13 protein-coding genes are annotated in these 14,572 nt (G+C 47.4%); 9 read left to right on the forward strand and 4 right to left on the reverse strand.

All coding sequences use genetic code 11. From position 1 onward, the window contains the following. Nucleotides 1-41 precede the first annotated feature (41 nt). Both nirD and nirB read right to left on the reverse strand, forming a co-directional pair. A complete protein-coding gene (gene nirD, locus CXK86_RS28755; RefSeq protein WP_076254401.1) occupies nucleotides 42-368 on the reverse strand; it encodes a nitrite reductase small subunit NirD in 327 nt (108 codons plus the stop codon). 57 nt (nucleotides 369-425) lie between these two features. Further along, a complete protein-coding gene (nirB, locus tag CXK86_RS28760) occupies nucleotides 426-2,855 on the reverse strand; it encodes a nitrite reductase large subunit NirB (RefSeq protein WP_076254402.1) in 2,430 nt (809 codons plus the stop codon). A 275-nt stretch (nucleotides 2,856-3,130) separates the two neighbouring features. Here nirB and CXK86_RS28765 point away from each other — a divergent pair, with 275 nt between their 5' ends. Next, on the forward strand, nucleotides 3,131-3,838 hold the full coding sequence (locus CXK86_RS28765) for a metal-dependent hydrolase (RefSeq protein WP_076254404.1): 708 nt from the start codon (nucleotides 3,131-3,133) through the stop codon (nucleotides 3,836-3,838). Between the two features lie 231 nt (nucleotides 3,839-4,069). Here CXK86_RS28765 and CXK86_RS28770 read toward each other — a convergent pair whose 3' ends face one another. Next, entirely contained in the window at nucleotides 4,070-4,390 is a 321-nt protein-coding gene (locus CXK86_RS28770; protein ID WP_036615167.1) for a hypothetical protein, read from the reverse strand. A gap of 160 nt (nucleotides 4,391-4,550) precedes the next feature. Further along, complete coding sequence (locus CXK86_RS28775; protein WP_036615166.1) at nucleotides 4,551-5,624, reverse strand: M42 family metallopeptidase; 1,074 nt, start codon at nucleotides 5,622-5,624, stop codon at nucleotides 4,551-4,553. A gap of 648 nt (nucleotides 5,625-6,272) precedes the next feature. On the opposite strand from CXK86_RS28775, the gene spoVAC reads away from it, so the two are divergent. The 8 genes from spoVAC (at nucleotide 6,273) to yqeH (ending at nucleotide 14,533) form a co-directional block, all read left to right on the forward strand. Next, nucleotides 6,273-6,776 (forward strand): stage V sporulation protein AC, encoded by a 504-nt coding sequence (gene spoVAC, locus CXK86_RS28780; protein WP_036615164.1) that lies wholly within the window; start codon nucleotides 6,273-6,275, stop codon nucleotides 6,774-6,776. Next, a complete protein-coding gene (gene spoVAD / locus CXK86_RS28785) occupies nucleotides 6,773-7,789 on the forward strand; it encodes a stage V sporulation protein AD (protein ID WP_036615162.1) in 1,017 nt (338 codons plus the stop codon). Before spoVAC ends, spoVAD begins: the two co-directional genes overlap by 4 nt. A gap of 5 nt (nucleotides 7,790-7,794) precedes the next feature. Beyond that, nucleotides 7,795-8,145 carry a stage V sporulation protein AE gene (gene spoVAE, locus CXK86_RS28790; protein ID WP_036615159.1) on the forward strand — a complete coding sequence of 117 codons (351 nt, stop codon included), beginning with the start codon at nucleotides 7,795-7,797 and terminating at the stop codon, nucleotides 8,143-8,145. Nucleotides 8,146-8,353: 208 nt separating this feature from the next. After that, nucleotides 8,354-9,310 (forward strand): AAA family ATPase, encoded by a 957-nt coding sequence (locus CXK86_RS28795; RefSeq protein WP_036615157.1) that lies wholly within the window; start codon nucleotides 8,354-8,356, stop codon nucleotides 9,308-9,310. Between the two features lie 3 nt (nucleotides 9,311-9,313). Beyond that, entirely contained in the window at nucleotides 9,314-10,561 is a 1,248-nt protein-coding gene (locus CXK86_RS28800; protein WP_179087962.1) for a DUF58 domain-containing protein, read from the forward strand. Continuing rightward, nucleotides 10,558-12,771 carry a DUF4129 domain-containing transglutaminase family protein gene (locus CXK86_RS28805; protein ID WP_076254408.1) on the forward strand — a complete coding sequence of 738 codons (2,214 nt, stop codon included), beginning with the start codon at nucleotides 10,558-10,560 and terminating at the stop codon, nucleotides 12,769-12,771. Before CXK86_RS28800 ends, CXK86_RS28805 begins: the two co-directional genes overlap by 4 nt. A gap of 110 nt (nucleotides 12,772-12,881) precedes the next feature. Continuing rightward, complete coding sequence (locus tag CXK86_RS28810; RefSeq protein WP_036668542.1) at nucleotides 12,882-13,409, forward strand: YqeG family HAD IIIA-type phosphatase; 528 nt, start codon at nucleotides 12,882-12,884, stop codon at nucleotides 13,407-13,409. Then, on the forward strand, nucleotides 13,406-14,533 hold the full coding sequence (gene yqeH, locus CXK86_RS28815) for a ribosome biogenesis GTPase YqeH (protein ID WP_036615146.1): 1,128 nt from the start codon (nucleotides 13,406-13,408) through the stop codon (nucleotides 14,531-14,533). Before CXK86_RS28810 ends, yqeH begins: the two co-directional genes overlap by 4 nt. Nucleotides 14,534-14,572 lie beyond the last annotated feature (39 nt).

The following is a 14,572-nucleotide window of genomic DNA, read 5'->3' on the forward strand; positions in this document are numbered from 1 at the left end:
CCCCCATTATTTTGCATCAATCTTCGAACGTTTCAATGGAGCTATATTTCAATCCAGACCTGGCCGTTCTCTACCTTCACTGGATACATCTGTACTTGACCGTTGTCTGGTGCTTGCACAAGACCGGTAGTCAGGTCGATTTTCCAATCATACAGCGGATCGTACAGATAATGCCCGGACACGATGCCTTCAGCCAGCGGCCCACCCTTAGGATGGGGGTTGTGATTATCCGCAGCGAAGATGGTACCATCCGATGCAAGAAAGACAGCAAGCTGATGATCCTTAATCTCAACTACTCTTCCGATTCGTGGCAGGAATTCTTCAACTACTCCGGCAGGGAAGTAGGTGCCTGATTGTTTTGTCGTCATCTTAAACCACTCCTTATCTATATTTAACATTCCGGCAGTATTAATCTGCAAGCTTACTTATGGACGAGCTGATACTTCGATGCCATGGAACATTTTACTTTGGCCTTCTTCATTGCGAATCGCTTTTTGCCAAGGTTCTTCAACATGCTCAAGTGCAAATTCAATCCGCTGCATCAACGCTTTACGTTCCTCAAGGTTATCCACAACAACCGAACGAATATGCTCCAGACCCATGCGTTCCACCCACTCGGACGTCCGTTCCAGATAGTTACCTGTCTCGCGGTAATATTGCATGATGGCGCCGCACAGTTCAATCAACTCTTCATCCGTTTTCACTTTGCATAAGGAATCAGCCAGTCTTGCTTTAATACCGCCGTTACCACCGATGAAGATCTCCCAGCCTCCGTCGTTACCAACGATACCGATATCTTTGGTACATGCCTCTGCACAGTTTCGCGGACAACCGTTGACGGCATATTTAAACTTGGCTGGCAGATCCAGACGTTCGAATTTACGTTCGATGCGAGCACCCATGGCCATGGAATCCTGTGTACCGAAGCGGCAGAATTGGGAGCCGACACATGTTTTGACCGTACGCAGCGATTTGGCGTATGCATAACCTGAAGGCATATCCAGTTCAGCCCAGACTTTGGTCAAATCTTCTTTTTTGACACCAATCAAGTCGAGACGCTGACCGCCAGTCACTTTGACTGCTTTCACATCATATTTGACCGAAACGTCAGCGATGCGTTTGAGGTCTGCCGGTGTAGTTACACCGCCATACATCCGAGGTACAACCGTATACGTTCCATCTTTTTGAATATTCGCGTTCATACGTTCGTTAACAAAACGGGATTCTTTCTCATCTTCGTGTGTGTCTGGTGCAATCATGCCAAGGTAATAGTTGATCGCCGGACGACATTTGGAACAACCTTCTGGCTGACTCCAACCCAGTACATTCATGACCTCTTTGGTCGTTTGTAATCCTTTTTCACGAATCTCGGCTACGATTTCATCTCGACCCATGGAAGTACATCCGCAGATGCCCTGTTTGGCTCCAGTACTGAAACTGTCTCCAAGTACATATTGCAGAATCTGTTCCACAACCGGTTTACACCCACCGCAAGAGCGTGTTGCACCGGTACAGGCTTTGATTTCATCAACAGTGGTAAGGCCCTGGTTTGTAATTACATCAACAATGGCTCCTTTGGTTACCCCGTTACATCCACAGACGATTTCGTCCTCGGGCATCGTTTCAACAGAAGTTGCTTTCTTATGACCGCCGCAGCCTGTACCCATGAGTGAACCGTACAATTCCTCGGTCATTTCGGTTTGATTTTTAATCAGTTTCTGCAATTCGGCAGAATCCGTAATGTCACCGAAAAGAACAGCGCCGACCATTTTATTATCACGAAGCAGAATTTTTTTGTAAGTCCGTTTCCAGTCATCTTTGTGCGAAATGACGGTGTGCTCTGGACTGTCGATGAATTCACCGGTTGAAAAGACATCTACACCCGAAATTTTCAATTTCGTGGATACAACTGAACCTTCATAAGGAGCGGTCTCCACACCGCAGATATGTTTCGCCAGAATCATACCTTGTTCAAACAATGGGGCAACGAGGCCGTAACATACCCCGCGGTGCTCTGTACATTCCCCGACCGAGTACACATTCTCAAGTGAAGTCTGCATATAGTCATTCACGACAATGCCCCGGTTGACTTCCATACCGCTTTCCCGAGCTACGACCGTATTAGGTTTAATCCCTACAGCCATGACAACAAAATCAACATTCAGAACCGTATCATCTGCAAAACGTATCCCTTCAACGCGTTCGCCGCCCAGTAGTTCGGAGGTCTGCGCACCCATTTTGAAGCGGATACCCTGACGTTCGAGTTCCGCCTTCAACATGGCTGAAGCTTGTGGATCAAGCTGACGCTCCATCAGATCTTCCATCAGATGCACTACGGTAACTTCCATGCCAAGTTGTACCAAACCTTTGGCAGCTTCAAGGCCTAGCAGTCCGCCCCCGATAACGGCCGCTCGTTTATACTGCTTAGCAGCTTCCAGCATGACATTACAATCGGCGATATCGCGGAAACCGACAACACCTTCTTTGTCATGTCCTGGTACAGGGAGAATGAAGGAGTTGGAGCCAGTCGCAATGATGATTTTGTCATAAGGAACGCGAGTTCCATCTTCAGTCACAACTTCGTGTGTCTCGGCATCGATTCGTGTAACCGTTGTGCCTGTGTGCAATGTAATGCCGTAATCTTCATACCAGTGAAGGTCGTTCAGCACGATGTCATCCAGTGTTTTGCTTCCTTCCAATACATAGGACAACATAATGCGGTTGTAGTTAGGGTAGGGCTCTGTGCCAAAAACAGTAATATCAAATCGCGATGTTAATTTCAAAATTTGTTCTACGGTACTGATTCCTGCCATTCCGTTACCTATGATAACGAGTTTCTCTTTTTTTCCGTTCATGTGTGTATGCCTCCTTGGATAGACGCTGTACATTACCAACAATTTTAGTGGTTTATATTTGAAATTATACAAGTAGTTGACGACAGTTTATGTGATTTAATTCACTAATAAAGATAGAAGAGTCATAAATATAATAGTGTGAGCCCTATCACAGAAAGTTATATTTATTTTCATACAAATAAGAAATGCGAACTATTGTTCTTATTTTGTTTTCGTTGTAAAATCGGAACTGGGCCGTATTGTTCCCGATTTCTTCGAAAGGACGTTTTTGCATCATGATGGGAAGATCCCACCTTATTATCGGGACAGGCGTGTCGCTTTCTGTTCTGCAGTTGGCCGGTATGCCGGTGACTGCACCGGCAGTTACGGTTGCTCTGATTGGTTCGTTATTGCCTGACATTGATGAGCCAAATTCGCTGCTGGTATCCAGAGCCTTGCCTAACAGTCTGATCAGGTTGTTACAGACGATTCTGTTGCCCACAGCTGTATTTGTGTACTTCTATGTTCATGCCAAACCATGGAACCTGTTGCTTGCGATCCTCATTGCGCTCGTGTCATTCCTGCCTTCACGTTCGCTTCGCAAAGTGTTGATGTTTGTGATTGGACTTGGGCTGGTCTTCTATGGTCACGCGTTCGCACCGTGGAACTTGATTGCAGGCAGTTTGTTAATGCTCTGCACCACACTGACTCATAGGGGACTGACACATACCCTATACGGAACCGCAATATGGGCGGGCTTGTTGTACAGCACGACCCAGCAGCAGGGACCGGAGATTTGGGTAGCGGGAGGCACGGCATATGCGATGCATCTGTTGGCCGATTCACTAACCAATCGGGGTATTCGTCCGTTACCACCACTTAAGTGGCGCATACGGGTGAATCTGATGAGTACAGGGACCAAGCGTGGGGCCGTTGTAGAGAATGTCTGCATTGTGCTTACTCTTATTTTGGCCTGGATTGCATTCTCACCGCTATTTCTATAGCCATCCAAAAACGCCAGCCCGCATATTGTGGGCTGGCGTTTACAGGTATGGATTTCATAATGAATAAATCGTAATAACCTAGCCAATTCAGGATTGAGAAGGAGAATCAGTCAGGTCGTCAATATCGGAAGAACCGAATACAAATAAAACAACAAGAATGACAATGATCAGTAGTTCAGCGAACCCATTTCCGTCAAAGTCAGACATCACTTCAACCTCATTTCTTGGCGTTTAGGAATTGATTCTCTGTTGGAAAGCCCGTATAACGTCATTCAACGTCATATCGCCACCGATCTCATCGAGGAATTGCACCAGTTTGTCTTGATTCGAGGGTGTAATATTTTGTAGCGATTTATACTGCCCGACCAGTTCAACGACCAGTGTAGCTTCTCGAAACAACGTGACCGCATCCACTCTTAACTTCCCACTTACCAGTAATGCTGCAACGATAAGTTCCAGATTTCTTCCTTTAAGGTTGCCATTGAGAAGGGTGTTTGCGGCATTTGTTTTTTTGGAACCTTTATTCGATTTTCCGTTCCTTCTCACTGCCATAAAAGGTCCCCCGCTGCTTGGTGTTTAATTCATCTTCCGTTATTGTATCTTATGTGTAATTCCCTATAATGTTCGGCCTATTAATCTACGTGTCTAACTGATATCGTTGTGAATATAAAAAAAGAGACCTCCCGATGGTTAGGAGGTCTCTTGTCAACTGTTACGCGTTATTAATTATGGTATTCATCGTTGTCCGATCCAGACCTTTGACCAACTTCACGATCAGTTCTTTGGCCGCATCGTAGTCATCCGTATGAATGATGGAAGAAGAGGTATGGATATAACGTGCGCAGATACCAACAACTATTGATGGTACACCAATGCCACTCAGGTGAACTTGACCTGCATCCGTACCCCCTGGTGAGATGAAATACTGCATTTTAATCTGATTGGATGAAGCCGTATCTTGAACATATTCCACCATTCCGCGATGGGTGAACATACCCGGGTCAAAAATACGAAGCAATGCTCCTTCTCCGATATGTCCAAATGACTGTTTGTCACCTGTCATATCATTCGCCGCGCTACAGTCAAGTGCAAAGAAGATATCAGGCTGAATCAGATTGGCCGCCGTACGTGCACCGCGAAGCCCCAGCTCTTCCTGAACCGTTGCACCAGCATAAAGCGTGTTAGGCAGTTTTTCCTTGTGCAGCGCTTCAACCAGTTCAAGTGCAAGTCCTACGCCGTAACGATTATCCCACGCTTTAGCCATAATTTTCTTAGGATTGGCCATAGGCGTAAATTCACAGATCGGCACGATCTGCATCCCTGGATGAATGCCCCAGGATTCTGCTTCCGCACGGTTGTCTGCTCCAATATCGAGATACATGGAATTCAGATCAACAGGTTTGTTCCGCTGGGACTCGTCCAGCAAGTGTGCAGGTGTAGAACCTACAACTCCGGTAATCCGACGATCAGGTGTGATGATTTCCAATCGTTGAGACAGTACAGCCTGACTCCACCATCCACCCAGTGGACGGAACTTGATCATACCTGTTTCGGTAATGCCAGTAGTCATGAAACCCACTTCGTCAAAGTGTCCGGCTACCATAACTTTGGGACCGGATTCCTCCCCGCGTAATACACCAAATAGACTCCCCAGGCGATCCTGGACGAACTCATCGGTATAAGCGGAAAGCTTATCTTTCATCCAGCCGCGAAGCTCACGTTCAAAACCGGATGCGGAAGGAAATTCCGTCAACGTACGGAACATATCCATCGTTTTTTCATTCATGTGTCAACAACTCCTCTGTTGGTATGTATTTCAGGTCACAGTAGAACGGCTACCCGCCTGTTGTCCTTTTAAGATGTAGTTCAAAAAGTCTTTTATCTTTTTGAACATGCACTTTAATATGCTGAGGACTTGTTATTTAACCACTGGTCACATTACAGTATGAACCTTGCGCAAGTGATTGTCCATGTTTATGTCACGTATTTAAGGCATATTTTGGGCGCTTACCGTGTCCAAGTTTCATGACTCTATCCGCTGTAGTCGCAGTCCTGATGCCACTTCAATGAATATGAATATATGGAGGAGATGTCATCATTTTGTGAAGTTCTTTATTTCAATATTTGTTTGTCTGTTTACAGGAAGGAGCTAAATATCCAATGAAGCCTCCAGAAGAGGGCACGGAAAAAGTACTGTTTATCGTTCTTTTTATCTTGCTCGTGATTGTTCTTCTTTATTTATAGACGTCTCTAAAAGTCCTCAGATCCGGCGTATTCCCATCTTGCTTTCACAACATGATCTTGTTGGAAACATATGCTGTCTGTCGCCGGATACATAACCTTCCGATTATTAACAAACAATGAATATAGGATTACACACATTGGCATTCAGCCGTAGCTTTGAACCATTTTCACATAGAGGAGGTCTTGTATCTTGCCAGCTCAATCTGCATCCGGAAGCGAAAAAAAATCATCGTCCCTGTCCATGGATGAAAAGGAGTACAAAAAAGTCGCAAAAAAACATGAGCCGCCTCGTCCAATCCTGAAAAATTGCCTCAAAGCATTTCTGGTTGGGGGTACCGTCTGTTTGATTGGACAGGCCATTCAAGAGGCTTTTATGGCCGGTTTCGACATGACATCGAAGGAAGCTTCCAGTCCTACGGTGGCGGTCATGATTCTCATATCGGTTATTCTAACGTGTCTCGGCGTTTACGATAAAATGGCTCAATGGGCAGGAGCGGGAACGGCTGTACCGGTTACCGGATTTGCCAATTCCATGTGTTCTGCTGCACTGGAACATCGTGCTGAAGGACTGGTGCTCGGTGTAGGGGCCAACATGTTTAAACTTGCTGGTTCCGTTATTGTGTTTGGTGTCGTGGCAGCATTTGTCGTAGGGATCGTTTATGCCTTTTTGGGATTTGGAGGTGGGCACCTGTGAAACGATTGGGTCGCCAGACATGGCAGTTTGAGAATCGTCCGCGGATCATCGGTAAATCCGCAGTTGTAGGACCAGAAGAAGGCGAGGGTCCACTGTCATCTGATTTCGATTATGTCTACGACAACCTCGAGATCGGCGAGAAAACGTGGGAAAAGGGAGAACGTAAACTGCTCGAACAGGCCTCCCAACTGGCTTTGATAAATGCAAATATCACCAAGGAAGAGCTTCAATTTTTTGTTGGTGGAGATCTGATGAACCAGATTATCAGCAGTTCCTTTTCAGCGCGAAAACTGGGTGTGCCTTACTTGGGTGTCTTTGGAGCCTGTTCTACTTCCATGGAAACGTTAGCGTTAGCGTCCATGATTGTTGACTCCGGAGCTGGCGATTATGTTCTTGCAGGAACGGTGAGCCACAACTGTACGGTGGAGAAACAATTTCGGTATCCGACGGAGTATGGCTCCCAAAAGCCGCCTTATGCGCAATATACCGTCACAGGAGCAGGGTGTGGTGTGGTCTCCCGTACTGGTGATGGTCCCGTTGTTACCAAAGCCACCATTGGACGCATTATGGATTTGGGCATCAAAGATCCCTTTAATATGGGTTCAGCCATGGCGCCAGCAGCAGCCGACACTATAATCTCTCATTTCAGGGATACGGGATTGGAACCCGGCTATTATGATCTCATTGTGACCGGGGATCTGGCTTCCGTCGGTCTGCCAATTACGAAAGAGCTTTTGCAAAAAGAAGGCATTCCAATGGAACAGACAGTTTTTAATGACTGCGGCCTGATGATCTATGATCGGGAGAAACAGCCTTATGTGGTTGCCGGGGGAAGTGGCTGCGGATGTTCTGCCACCGTCACCTATGGTCATATTTTGAACCGGATGCAGAAGGGTGATCTTAAACGGGTGCTCGTTGTTGCTACCGGGGCGCTGTTATCTCCGATTTCGTACCAGCAGGGTGAAAGTATTCCTTGTATTGCACATGCCGTAGCCATAGAAAAGGAGGGATAAAGGTAATGCAGTTCTTGTGGGCATTTATTGTTGGCGGTTTAATCTGTGTTATCGGACAGCTTCTAATGGATGGGGTTAAACTGACGCCAGCTCATACCATGAGTACACTTGTTGTGACAGGTGCGCTTGCGGATGCATTTGGCGTGTATGACCCCTTGGTTAAATTTGCAGGTGCGGGTGCTACCATCCCCATCACAAGTTTCGGTAATTCCTTGGTGCACGGGGCATTGACGGAGCTGGAAAAAGAGGGATGGCTGGGTGTGATTACAGGGATTTTCGATCTGACTGCTGCGGGAATATCGTCAGCGATCATCTTTTCTTTTCTCGCGGCATTGGTCGTTAGACCAAAAGGCTAACATAGAATGAGGAATCTCCTTGAACATATTGCGATTCAGCAGAGGCTCCGGATAACTTTTATCCGGGGCTTTTTTGTCGTATTCATGCGAGAACTGCGGTGAATCTGACGGGCTGGAAACAAATTGTGAGTTCCTTCGAGTGTACTCGTGACTCTGGATCATGTACAATAAAAGGAAATCTGTATGCTTTTTTAGGAGGTTAGACCACATGCCTGTGCGCAAAGAGTCGATCCAAATCATATCCGCAGTTCGTTCTAATCTGGAATCCTGCATTATGGGGAAATCCTTTGAAATTCAACTTTTACTTACAGCTTTGCTTGCAGGCGGGCACGTTCTGATTGAAGACGTACCGGGAACTGGCAAAACGCAGTTAATCAAGGCATTATCGAAATCCATGCGCGGTGAGTACCGACGTATTCAATGTAATCCTGATATTTTACCTAGTGATATTACGGGCGTATCTGTGTTCCATCCGAAGGATGAGCGTTTTTATTTCCGGCCAGGTCCTGTGATGACCAACATTTTGCTAGCTGATGAGATTAACCGGGCCACAACAAAAACCCAATCGGCTCTGCTCGAAGTGATGGAGGAGCGCAGCGTAACCGTTGATGGCGATACGTATGATCTGCCACATCCATTCATGCTCTGTGCAACTCAGAATCCGATTGATTTTGAAGGTACGTATACGTTGCCGGAAGCACAACTCGACCGGTTTATGTTGAAAATAAGTCTAGGTTATCCCGATAAGGAAATTGAGAAAATCCTATTGAAACAGCATCAGCTCGGTCAGCCTGTAGATCGCCTTGAATCCGTGACTCATATGGACCAGATCTCGGCAATTCAGCAGGAGATTAAAGAGGTCTTTATCGGTGATCCGGTTATGGACTATTTGCTGGATGTTGTTCGTCAAACCCGCTCCCACCCATCTGTATTGCTGGGTGCCAGCCCACGGGCAGCCATATCGTTCATGATGGCCGTAAAAGCCTTTGCATTCTTGCAGGAACGTGATTATGTGCTTCCGGATGATGTGAAAACGATGGCCCCTTATGTGATCTCTCATCGTATTGTGCTTCGTCCCGAATCGAGACTGGACAGTATGAGTTCCGAGGCCGTTTTGAATGCCGTACTCCAGCAAGTACGCGTGCCCGTCTCCATGGGGCAATAGTTCATGAAGCCGCTTTTGAGAACAGTGAATAGAGGGTTACGCCACCCACGCGTATGGAGCATCGCAATGGTGTGGATGTGCTGTCTGGCTTATGTTTTGTTTCAGGGCGGGAAGACATCCCTTATGTTGCTGTCGATGGTGACCCTGCTCGGTGTATACCTTGCCATTGCTGGATTTAGCGGGGTAAGACGTGCTCAAGGAGTTCGTAGGTTATCTTCTGGTCCAGACCACGAAGAATTGCTGCATGCGGGTGACCAGGTTCAAGTACAGCTGAGTCTGACGATTCCGGGATTCCTCCCGCTTCCCTATGTTGTTGTGCGTGAAATGCTGCATCGGCATAACGGAGAATCGTGGTCGTTCAAGGAAAGTTTGATTCCCAATATGCGAGGTAATGGGGAGCTGTCATTCCAGACGCCACCACTTGAGCGGGGGAAGTATGTTTTTTCAGAAACGGAATGTGCCAGCGAGGACATATTTGGACTGATTGAACATCGAGGAAAGTTTAAGGCCAAAGGTGAGTTTCGCGTACTGCCAAGAACGGCATTTATTCCATATTGGCAGCTTTACGACCGCAAATCACGGTTATCCGGTCCTCAGACGGCGTTAACCCGCTCACGGAGAGAGACCACTCAGATCAATGGTGTACGTGACTACGTATACGGAGATCGACTTTCCCGCATTCACTGGAATGCAACGGCAAAGACAGGGAACTGGAAGTCCAAGGAGTTTGAACATGAGTCTGTGCCCAAAACCGTTCTGGTTCTGGATGCGCTGGCATCAAGTTATGAACATGGGGATGCATTTGAAATTGCCGTTTCCACGGCTGCTTCTCTGCTGGAGTATGGTGTCAGGGAACGAATGGGGATGGGGTTGTTGACATTGTCAGACCAGACATCCTTCATGGCCCCCAGTGAAAGTCTGATGGAACGACAGAAGATGATGCATCATCTGGTGGATATTCAATATAACGGTCAGGATACCCATCTGTTGCCCGGCGTGGAAAGAATTGCACGTCAACTGCCTCAGGGAGCTTACTTTGTTGTGATTTCTCCCCAGAAGGATGAAAAAATAATGGAACTGTTGCGCTGGGCCGATACGCGGGGTATGACTCCATGTCATATTCTGATCGATACCAGTGAATCCCGCCGGAGTGCCGAGTGGAATGCCATGTTGCGTGGAAGAGGCACGAGGTCATTCACTGTTTCTCACTTGCAGGAGCTTCCAACGGTGATGGGGGGAGGTTCTGTATGAGTACAAAAGGAAATGAAAGTATTGCAGGCAAACGATCCTGGTACCATGCAGCATCATTGCTCTGGATTTTCCTGATTGGAATGCAGTGGATTTCATTTACGCAGGAATCGTGGTACACGGAGACAACTTCTCTGGTGTTATGGACACTTGCAGCGGTCAGTGTACTGGAGGTCATTCTGCCCTTCAAAACGATCTATCGGGCGATCATCAAGGCGGTCGTTGTTGGTTACATTTTGCATAAAACGCTAATTGATTATACGGTATACATCCCTTATGGCTCTTTAACGGACCGAGCGGAGCAATTCATATTACACATGACGCCGTACATCTGGTTCTCCCTGTGTGCATGGGTGATGCTTGAAGCTGCGCTTCGACTCGTGACCACAACACGTCGCATTCTTGTTTTTCTGGGTGTTAACATCATTTCGATGGGGATTCTCGATTCTTTCACCCAGATTCCACTCTGGATTGAAATCGCGTGGGTGATGTTTGCGGGGATGGGATGGCTCGTATGCCAGCATTTCCGTAACTATCAGCTACAGTATCCACAAGGTTGGAAACGAATCATCCGGTATCCTTATAAAGTCCTGGCCAATATTGCCATTATCTTTTCTTTGATTATTGTAGCCAGCGTTAATATGCCTGAGATTCCACCCACCTTGACGGACCCATATACGGCGTGGCGTAACTATACCGGAACTTCCACAAGTCAGGCTGGTAACGGAAACCTTGATATTCCCGCGGGTACCGAATCGGGATACAGCAGGGAAGACAATCAGCTTGGTGGAGGATTCAACTTCGACTATACCCCTGTCATGTCTGTCACGACCAATGAGCGTAGTTACTGGCGCGGTGAGACACGTGCAGAGTATACAGGCACAGGTTGGGATGACCGTGGACGGGGTACGACAGAGAATGTTCAAGCTGGACAGCCTCTGGAGAACCAAGAATCCGGTAATGTGAATACCAAACAAGTGACTCAGAATGTAACGATGCTGAATGATAATGTCTATCCGATTCTCTTTGGTGCTTATTCGATCTCGGAAGTGAGCTCAATTAATGGTGAGGACAGAACGGAACGGATGTTGTGGAATGCTGAACAGGCTGAACTGCATGTGGTGACAGACCGTCAGCAACCGCAGTATCCCAAGACGTATACTATCGTATCGGAAGCCCCTGTGATTGTGGAAGATGAGCTTCGTACGAAGTCATTTGAAGATCTGTATAACAGTAATCCGGCAGATGATATGTACTTGCAGTTACCATCCCGTTTCCCTGACCGGGTGTCGAATCTGGCAGCCGAGATAACGGCATCTGCGAATACTCCGTATGAAAAAGTGGCATTACTGCAAAACTATTTACAAACTAATTTTGAATACACAAACAATCCGGATTTATCTCGAAAAGTAAGCAGCGACTTTGTGGAAGGTTTCCTGTTCGATATTATGGAAGGCTACTGTGACTACTTCTCCACTGCGCTGGTGATGATGGCGCGCTCGGAGGGCATTCCTGCTAGGTGGGTTAAAGGTTATGCGCCTGGACAACTGTCTCTGAATTCGGACATGCAGGCCCCACGTCAACCTGGCGCGGAGATTGAGACGACCTACACCGTTACCAATGCAGATGCACACTCCTGGGCAGAGGTTTATTTTGGTGAGTATGGCTGGATTCCTGTTGAAGCAACGCCGGGCTTTGATATGCCGCTGCTGACGGAACAGCCTGATGTACAGCCTGTAGATGAGCCTGAAGAACAGCCAGAAGAGGAGCCGGTACAAGAGGAAGAACAGACCCCTGCACCTGAGCAGACATCGTCTGCCATCCCAACTTTTGTTATCTGGGCTGCAGGAGCCATTATTGTATTGTGGGTAGCCTATATGTTCTGGCGTAATCGTTTCTCCATGCGATTCTTCCTGCTTCGTCTACGGACAGGTGGACCGCTCACCCCTGAACAGAAGGTAGTGGCAGAGACCGAGCGTTGGATTCAGTATGTGAAACGCAAAGGGTTGACCCGGAGCGGAGACGAGACACTTCGTGAATCGGTAGCCCGCTGGAGCCAGGCAAAACCTGCTGCAGAAGCAACATTGTATGAGCTTCTCACGAAGTTTGAACAGACTCGTTACAGTCCGGCGTCCGTAACTGCCGACGACTGGAAGGGCGTCTATCAGACCGCCTTGAAGCTGCGGAAGGAACTGAAAGCGGAACGGGCATAGTTGTTGCCCGTCCCGTTTTTCCTTTTTTCCTATGCCATCAGGCGCTGTATGCATTTTCAGGAAAGACGGATTTGTGATATAGTGTGTCGTATGAAACTGAGGTGACTTCTTTGTTTAAAATGTTAATGCCCAAGCTGCGTGTAGACACGGTTTTTGACATTAATCTGGAAGAGCTGTACGCTCAAGGCTACCGTGGAATTATAACTGATCTGGATAACACACTCGTTGGAGCCAAAGCCCCTGACGCTACGCCCGAACTGATTGAATGGTTTGCACGTGTGAAAGAGGCAGGTTTCAAGCTGATGATTGTGTCCAATAACAATTTGAATCGTGTATCCCTGTTTGCGACCCCGCTGGATATCCAGTTTGTGCATAGTGCACGCAAACCATCGAATGTACCGTTTCGTAGAGCAATGAAAATGATGGAGTTATCTCCTGAAAAAACGATTGTAGTAGGTGATCAGATGCTTACGGACGTCTATGGAGGGAACCGAATGGGGTTATATACCGTTCTGGTACTGCCAATCTCCATTGGGGACGAAGGTTTTATGACCCGCTTCAATCGACGCGTGGAACGGATTGCTCTAACGAGTTTACGCAAGAAAGGCTTATGGCTTGAGGAGGAAAAGAAGAAATGACAGAACCGCATAACGGCAACCTTGCCGTAAGGTGCAGCGGATGCGGCGTGCATCTGCAAACAGAAAATTCGGAATTACCAGGGTTTATCCCCGAGAAGGCATTGGATCGTGAACCGGTTATATGCCAACGCTGTTTCCGTATCAAAAACTACAATGAGTCATCATCCGTTACGGTGGATCAGGACGAATTCCTGGCGCTGCTTAGCAAAATCGGGGATAAGGATGCACTTGTCATCCATATCGTTGATTTGTTTGACTTTGATGGCAGTATTATCTCCGGTCTGCAACGTTTTGTAGGCAACAATCCGGTATTGCTTGCTGTGAACAAAACGGACTTGCTTCCGAAAGTAACTAACTGGAACAAGATTCGCAACTGGGTACAAAAGCAAGCCAAAGAACAGGGTTTGCGTACCGTGGATGTAGTCTTGTGCAGTGCAAAGCAAAATCAGGGCTTCGACCGTCTGCTTGAGCTTGTTGGAACCTATCGCGAAGATCGTGACGTATATGTGGTTGGCGGCACCAATGTGGGCAAATCCACACTGATTAACCGTCTGATCCGTGATTACAGCGATCTGGAGCAGGAACTGACCACATCCCGTTATCCGGGAACAACGCTGGACATGGTGAACATTCCGTTGGATGATGGAAAATATATCATTGATACGCCCGGAATCGTTTATCCATGGCGTTTCAGCGAGATTGTTTCACGTAAGGATCTCGCTGCCATCATGCCGGAAAAACCGCTTAAACCCGCTGTGTATCAGTTGAATTCCGGTCAGACGCTGTTCTTTGGCGGCATGGCTCGATTTGACTTTGTGGAAGGTGATCGCCAGTCGTTCACTTGTTTTATCAGCACTGCGCTTGATATTCACCGGACGAAGCTGGAGCGTGCAGATGATCTGTACCGCGACCATCTGGGAGAATTGTTGTCTCCGCCAACCCGTGAGGATGCAGCAGAGATGGCTGAATGGACCAGACATGAATTCCGCATCAAACGCGGCAGTCAATCGGATGTATTCATCTCGGGTCTGGGCTGGATTAAGGTTAATGGCGATATTGGAGCGCTTGTTGCTGTTCATGCTCCAAAAGGCATTCGTGTACAGATCCGCCCATCCTTGATCTAGTAATCTCAGAAGCTGTACATCAGATGGATCGGAGGCGGA

The sequence above is a fragment of the Paenibacillus sp. BGI2013 genome (genome assembly GCF_002843485.1).
Taxonomy (GTDB): Bacteria; Bacillota; Bacilli; order Paenibacillales; family Paenibacillaceae; genus Paenibacillus; species Paenibacillus amylolyticus.

What these genes read in the sequence shown, in the direction of transcription:
- CXK86_RS28775 (WP_036615166.1), bottom strand. Translation starts at nt 5,624, where the DNA reads ATGAATGAAAAAACGATGGATATGTTCCGTACGTTGACGGAATTTCCT.
- CXK86_RS28765 (WP_076254404.1), top strand. Translation starts at nt 3,131, where the DNA reads ATGATGGGAAGATCCCACCTTATTATCGGGACAGGCGTGTCGCTTTCT.
- yqeH (WP_036615146.1), top strand. Translation starts at nt 13,406, where the DNA reads ATGACAGAACCGCATAACGGCAACCTTGCCGTAAGGTGCAGCGGATGC.
- CXK86_RS28770 (WP_036615167.1), bottom strand. Translation starts at nt 4,390, where the DNA reads ATGGCAGTGAGAAGGAACGGAAAATCGAATAAAGGTTCCAAAAAAACA.
- nirD (WP_076254401.1), bottom strand. Translation starts at nt 368, where the DNA reads ATGACGACAAAACAATCAGGCACCTACTTCCCTGCCGGAGTAGTTGAA.
- spoVAE (WP_036615159.1), top strand. Translation starts at nt 7,795, where the DNA reads ATGCAGTTCTTGTGGGCATTTATTGTTGGCGGTTTAATCTGTGTTATC.
- CXK86_RS28805 (WP_076254408.1), top strand. Translation starts at nt 10,558, where the DNA reads ATGAGTACAAAAGGAAATGAAAGTATTGCAGGCAAACGATCCTGGTAC.
- CXK86_RS28800 (WP_179087962.1), top strand. Translation starts at nt 9,314, where the DNA reads ATGAAGCCGCTTTTGAGAACAGTGAATAGAGGGTTACGCCACCCACGC.
- nirB (WP_076254402.1), bottom strand. Translation starts at nt 2,855, where the DNA reads ATGAACGGAAAAAAAGAGAAACTCGTTATCATAGGTAACGGAATGGCA.
- CXK86_RS28795 (WP_036615157.1), top strand. Translation starts at nt 8,354, where the DNA reads ATGCCTGTGCGCAAAGAGTCGATCCAAATCATATCCGCAGTTCGTTCT.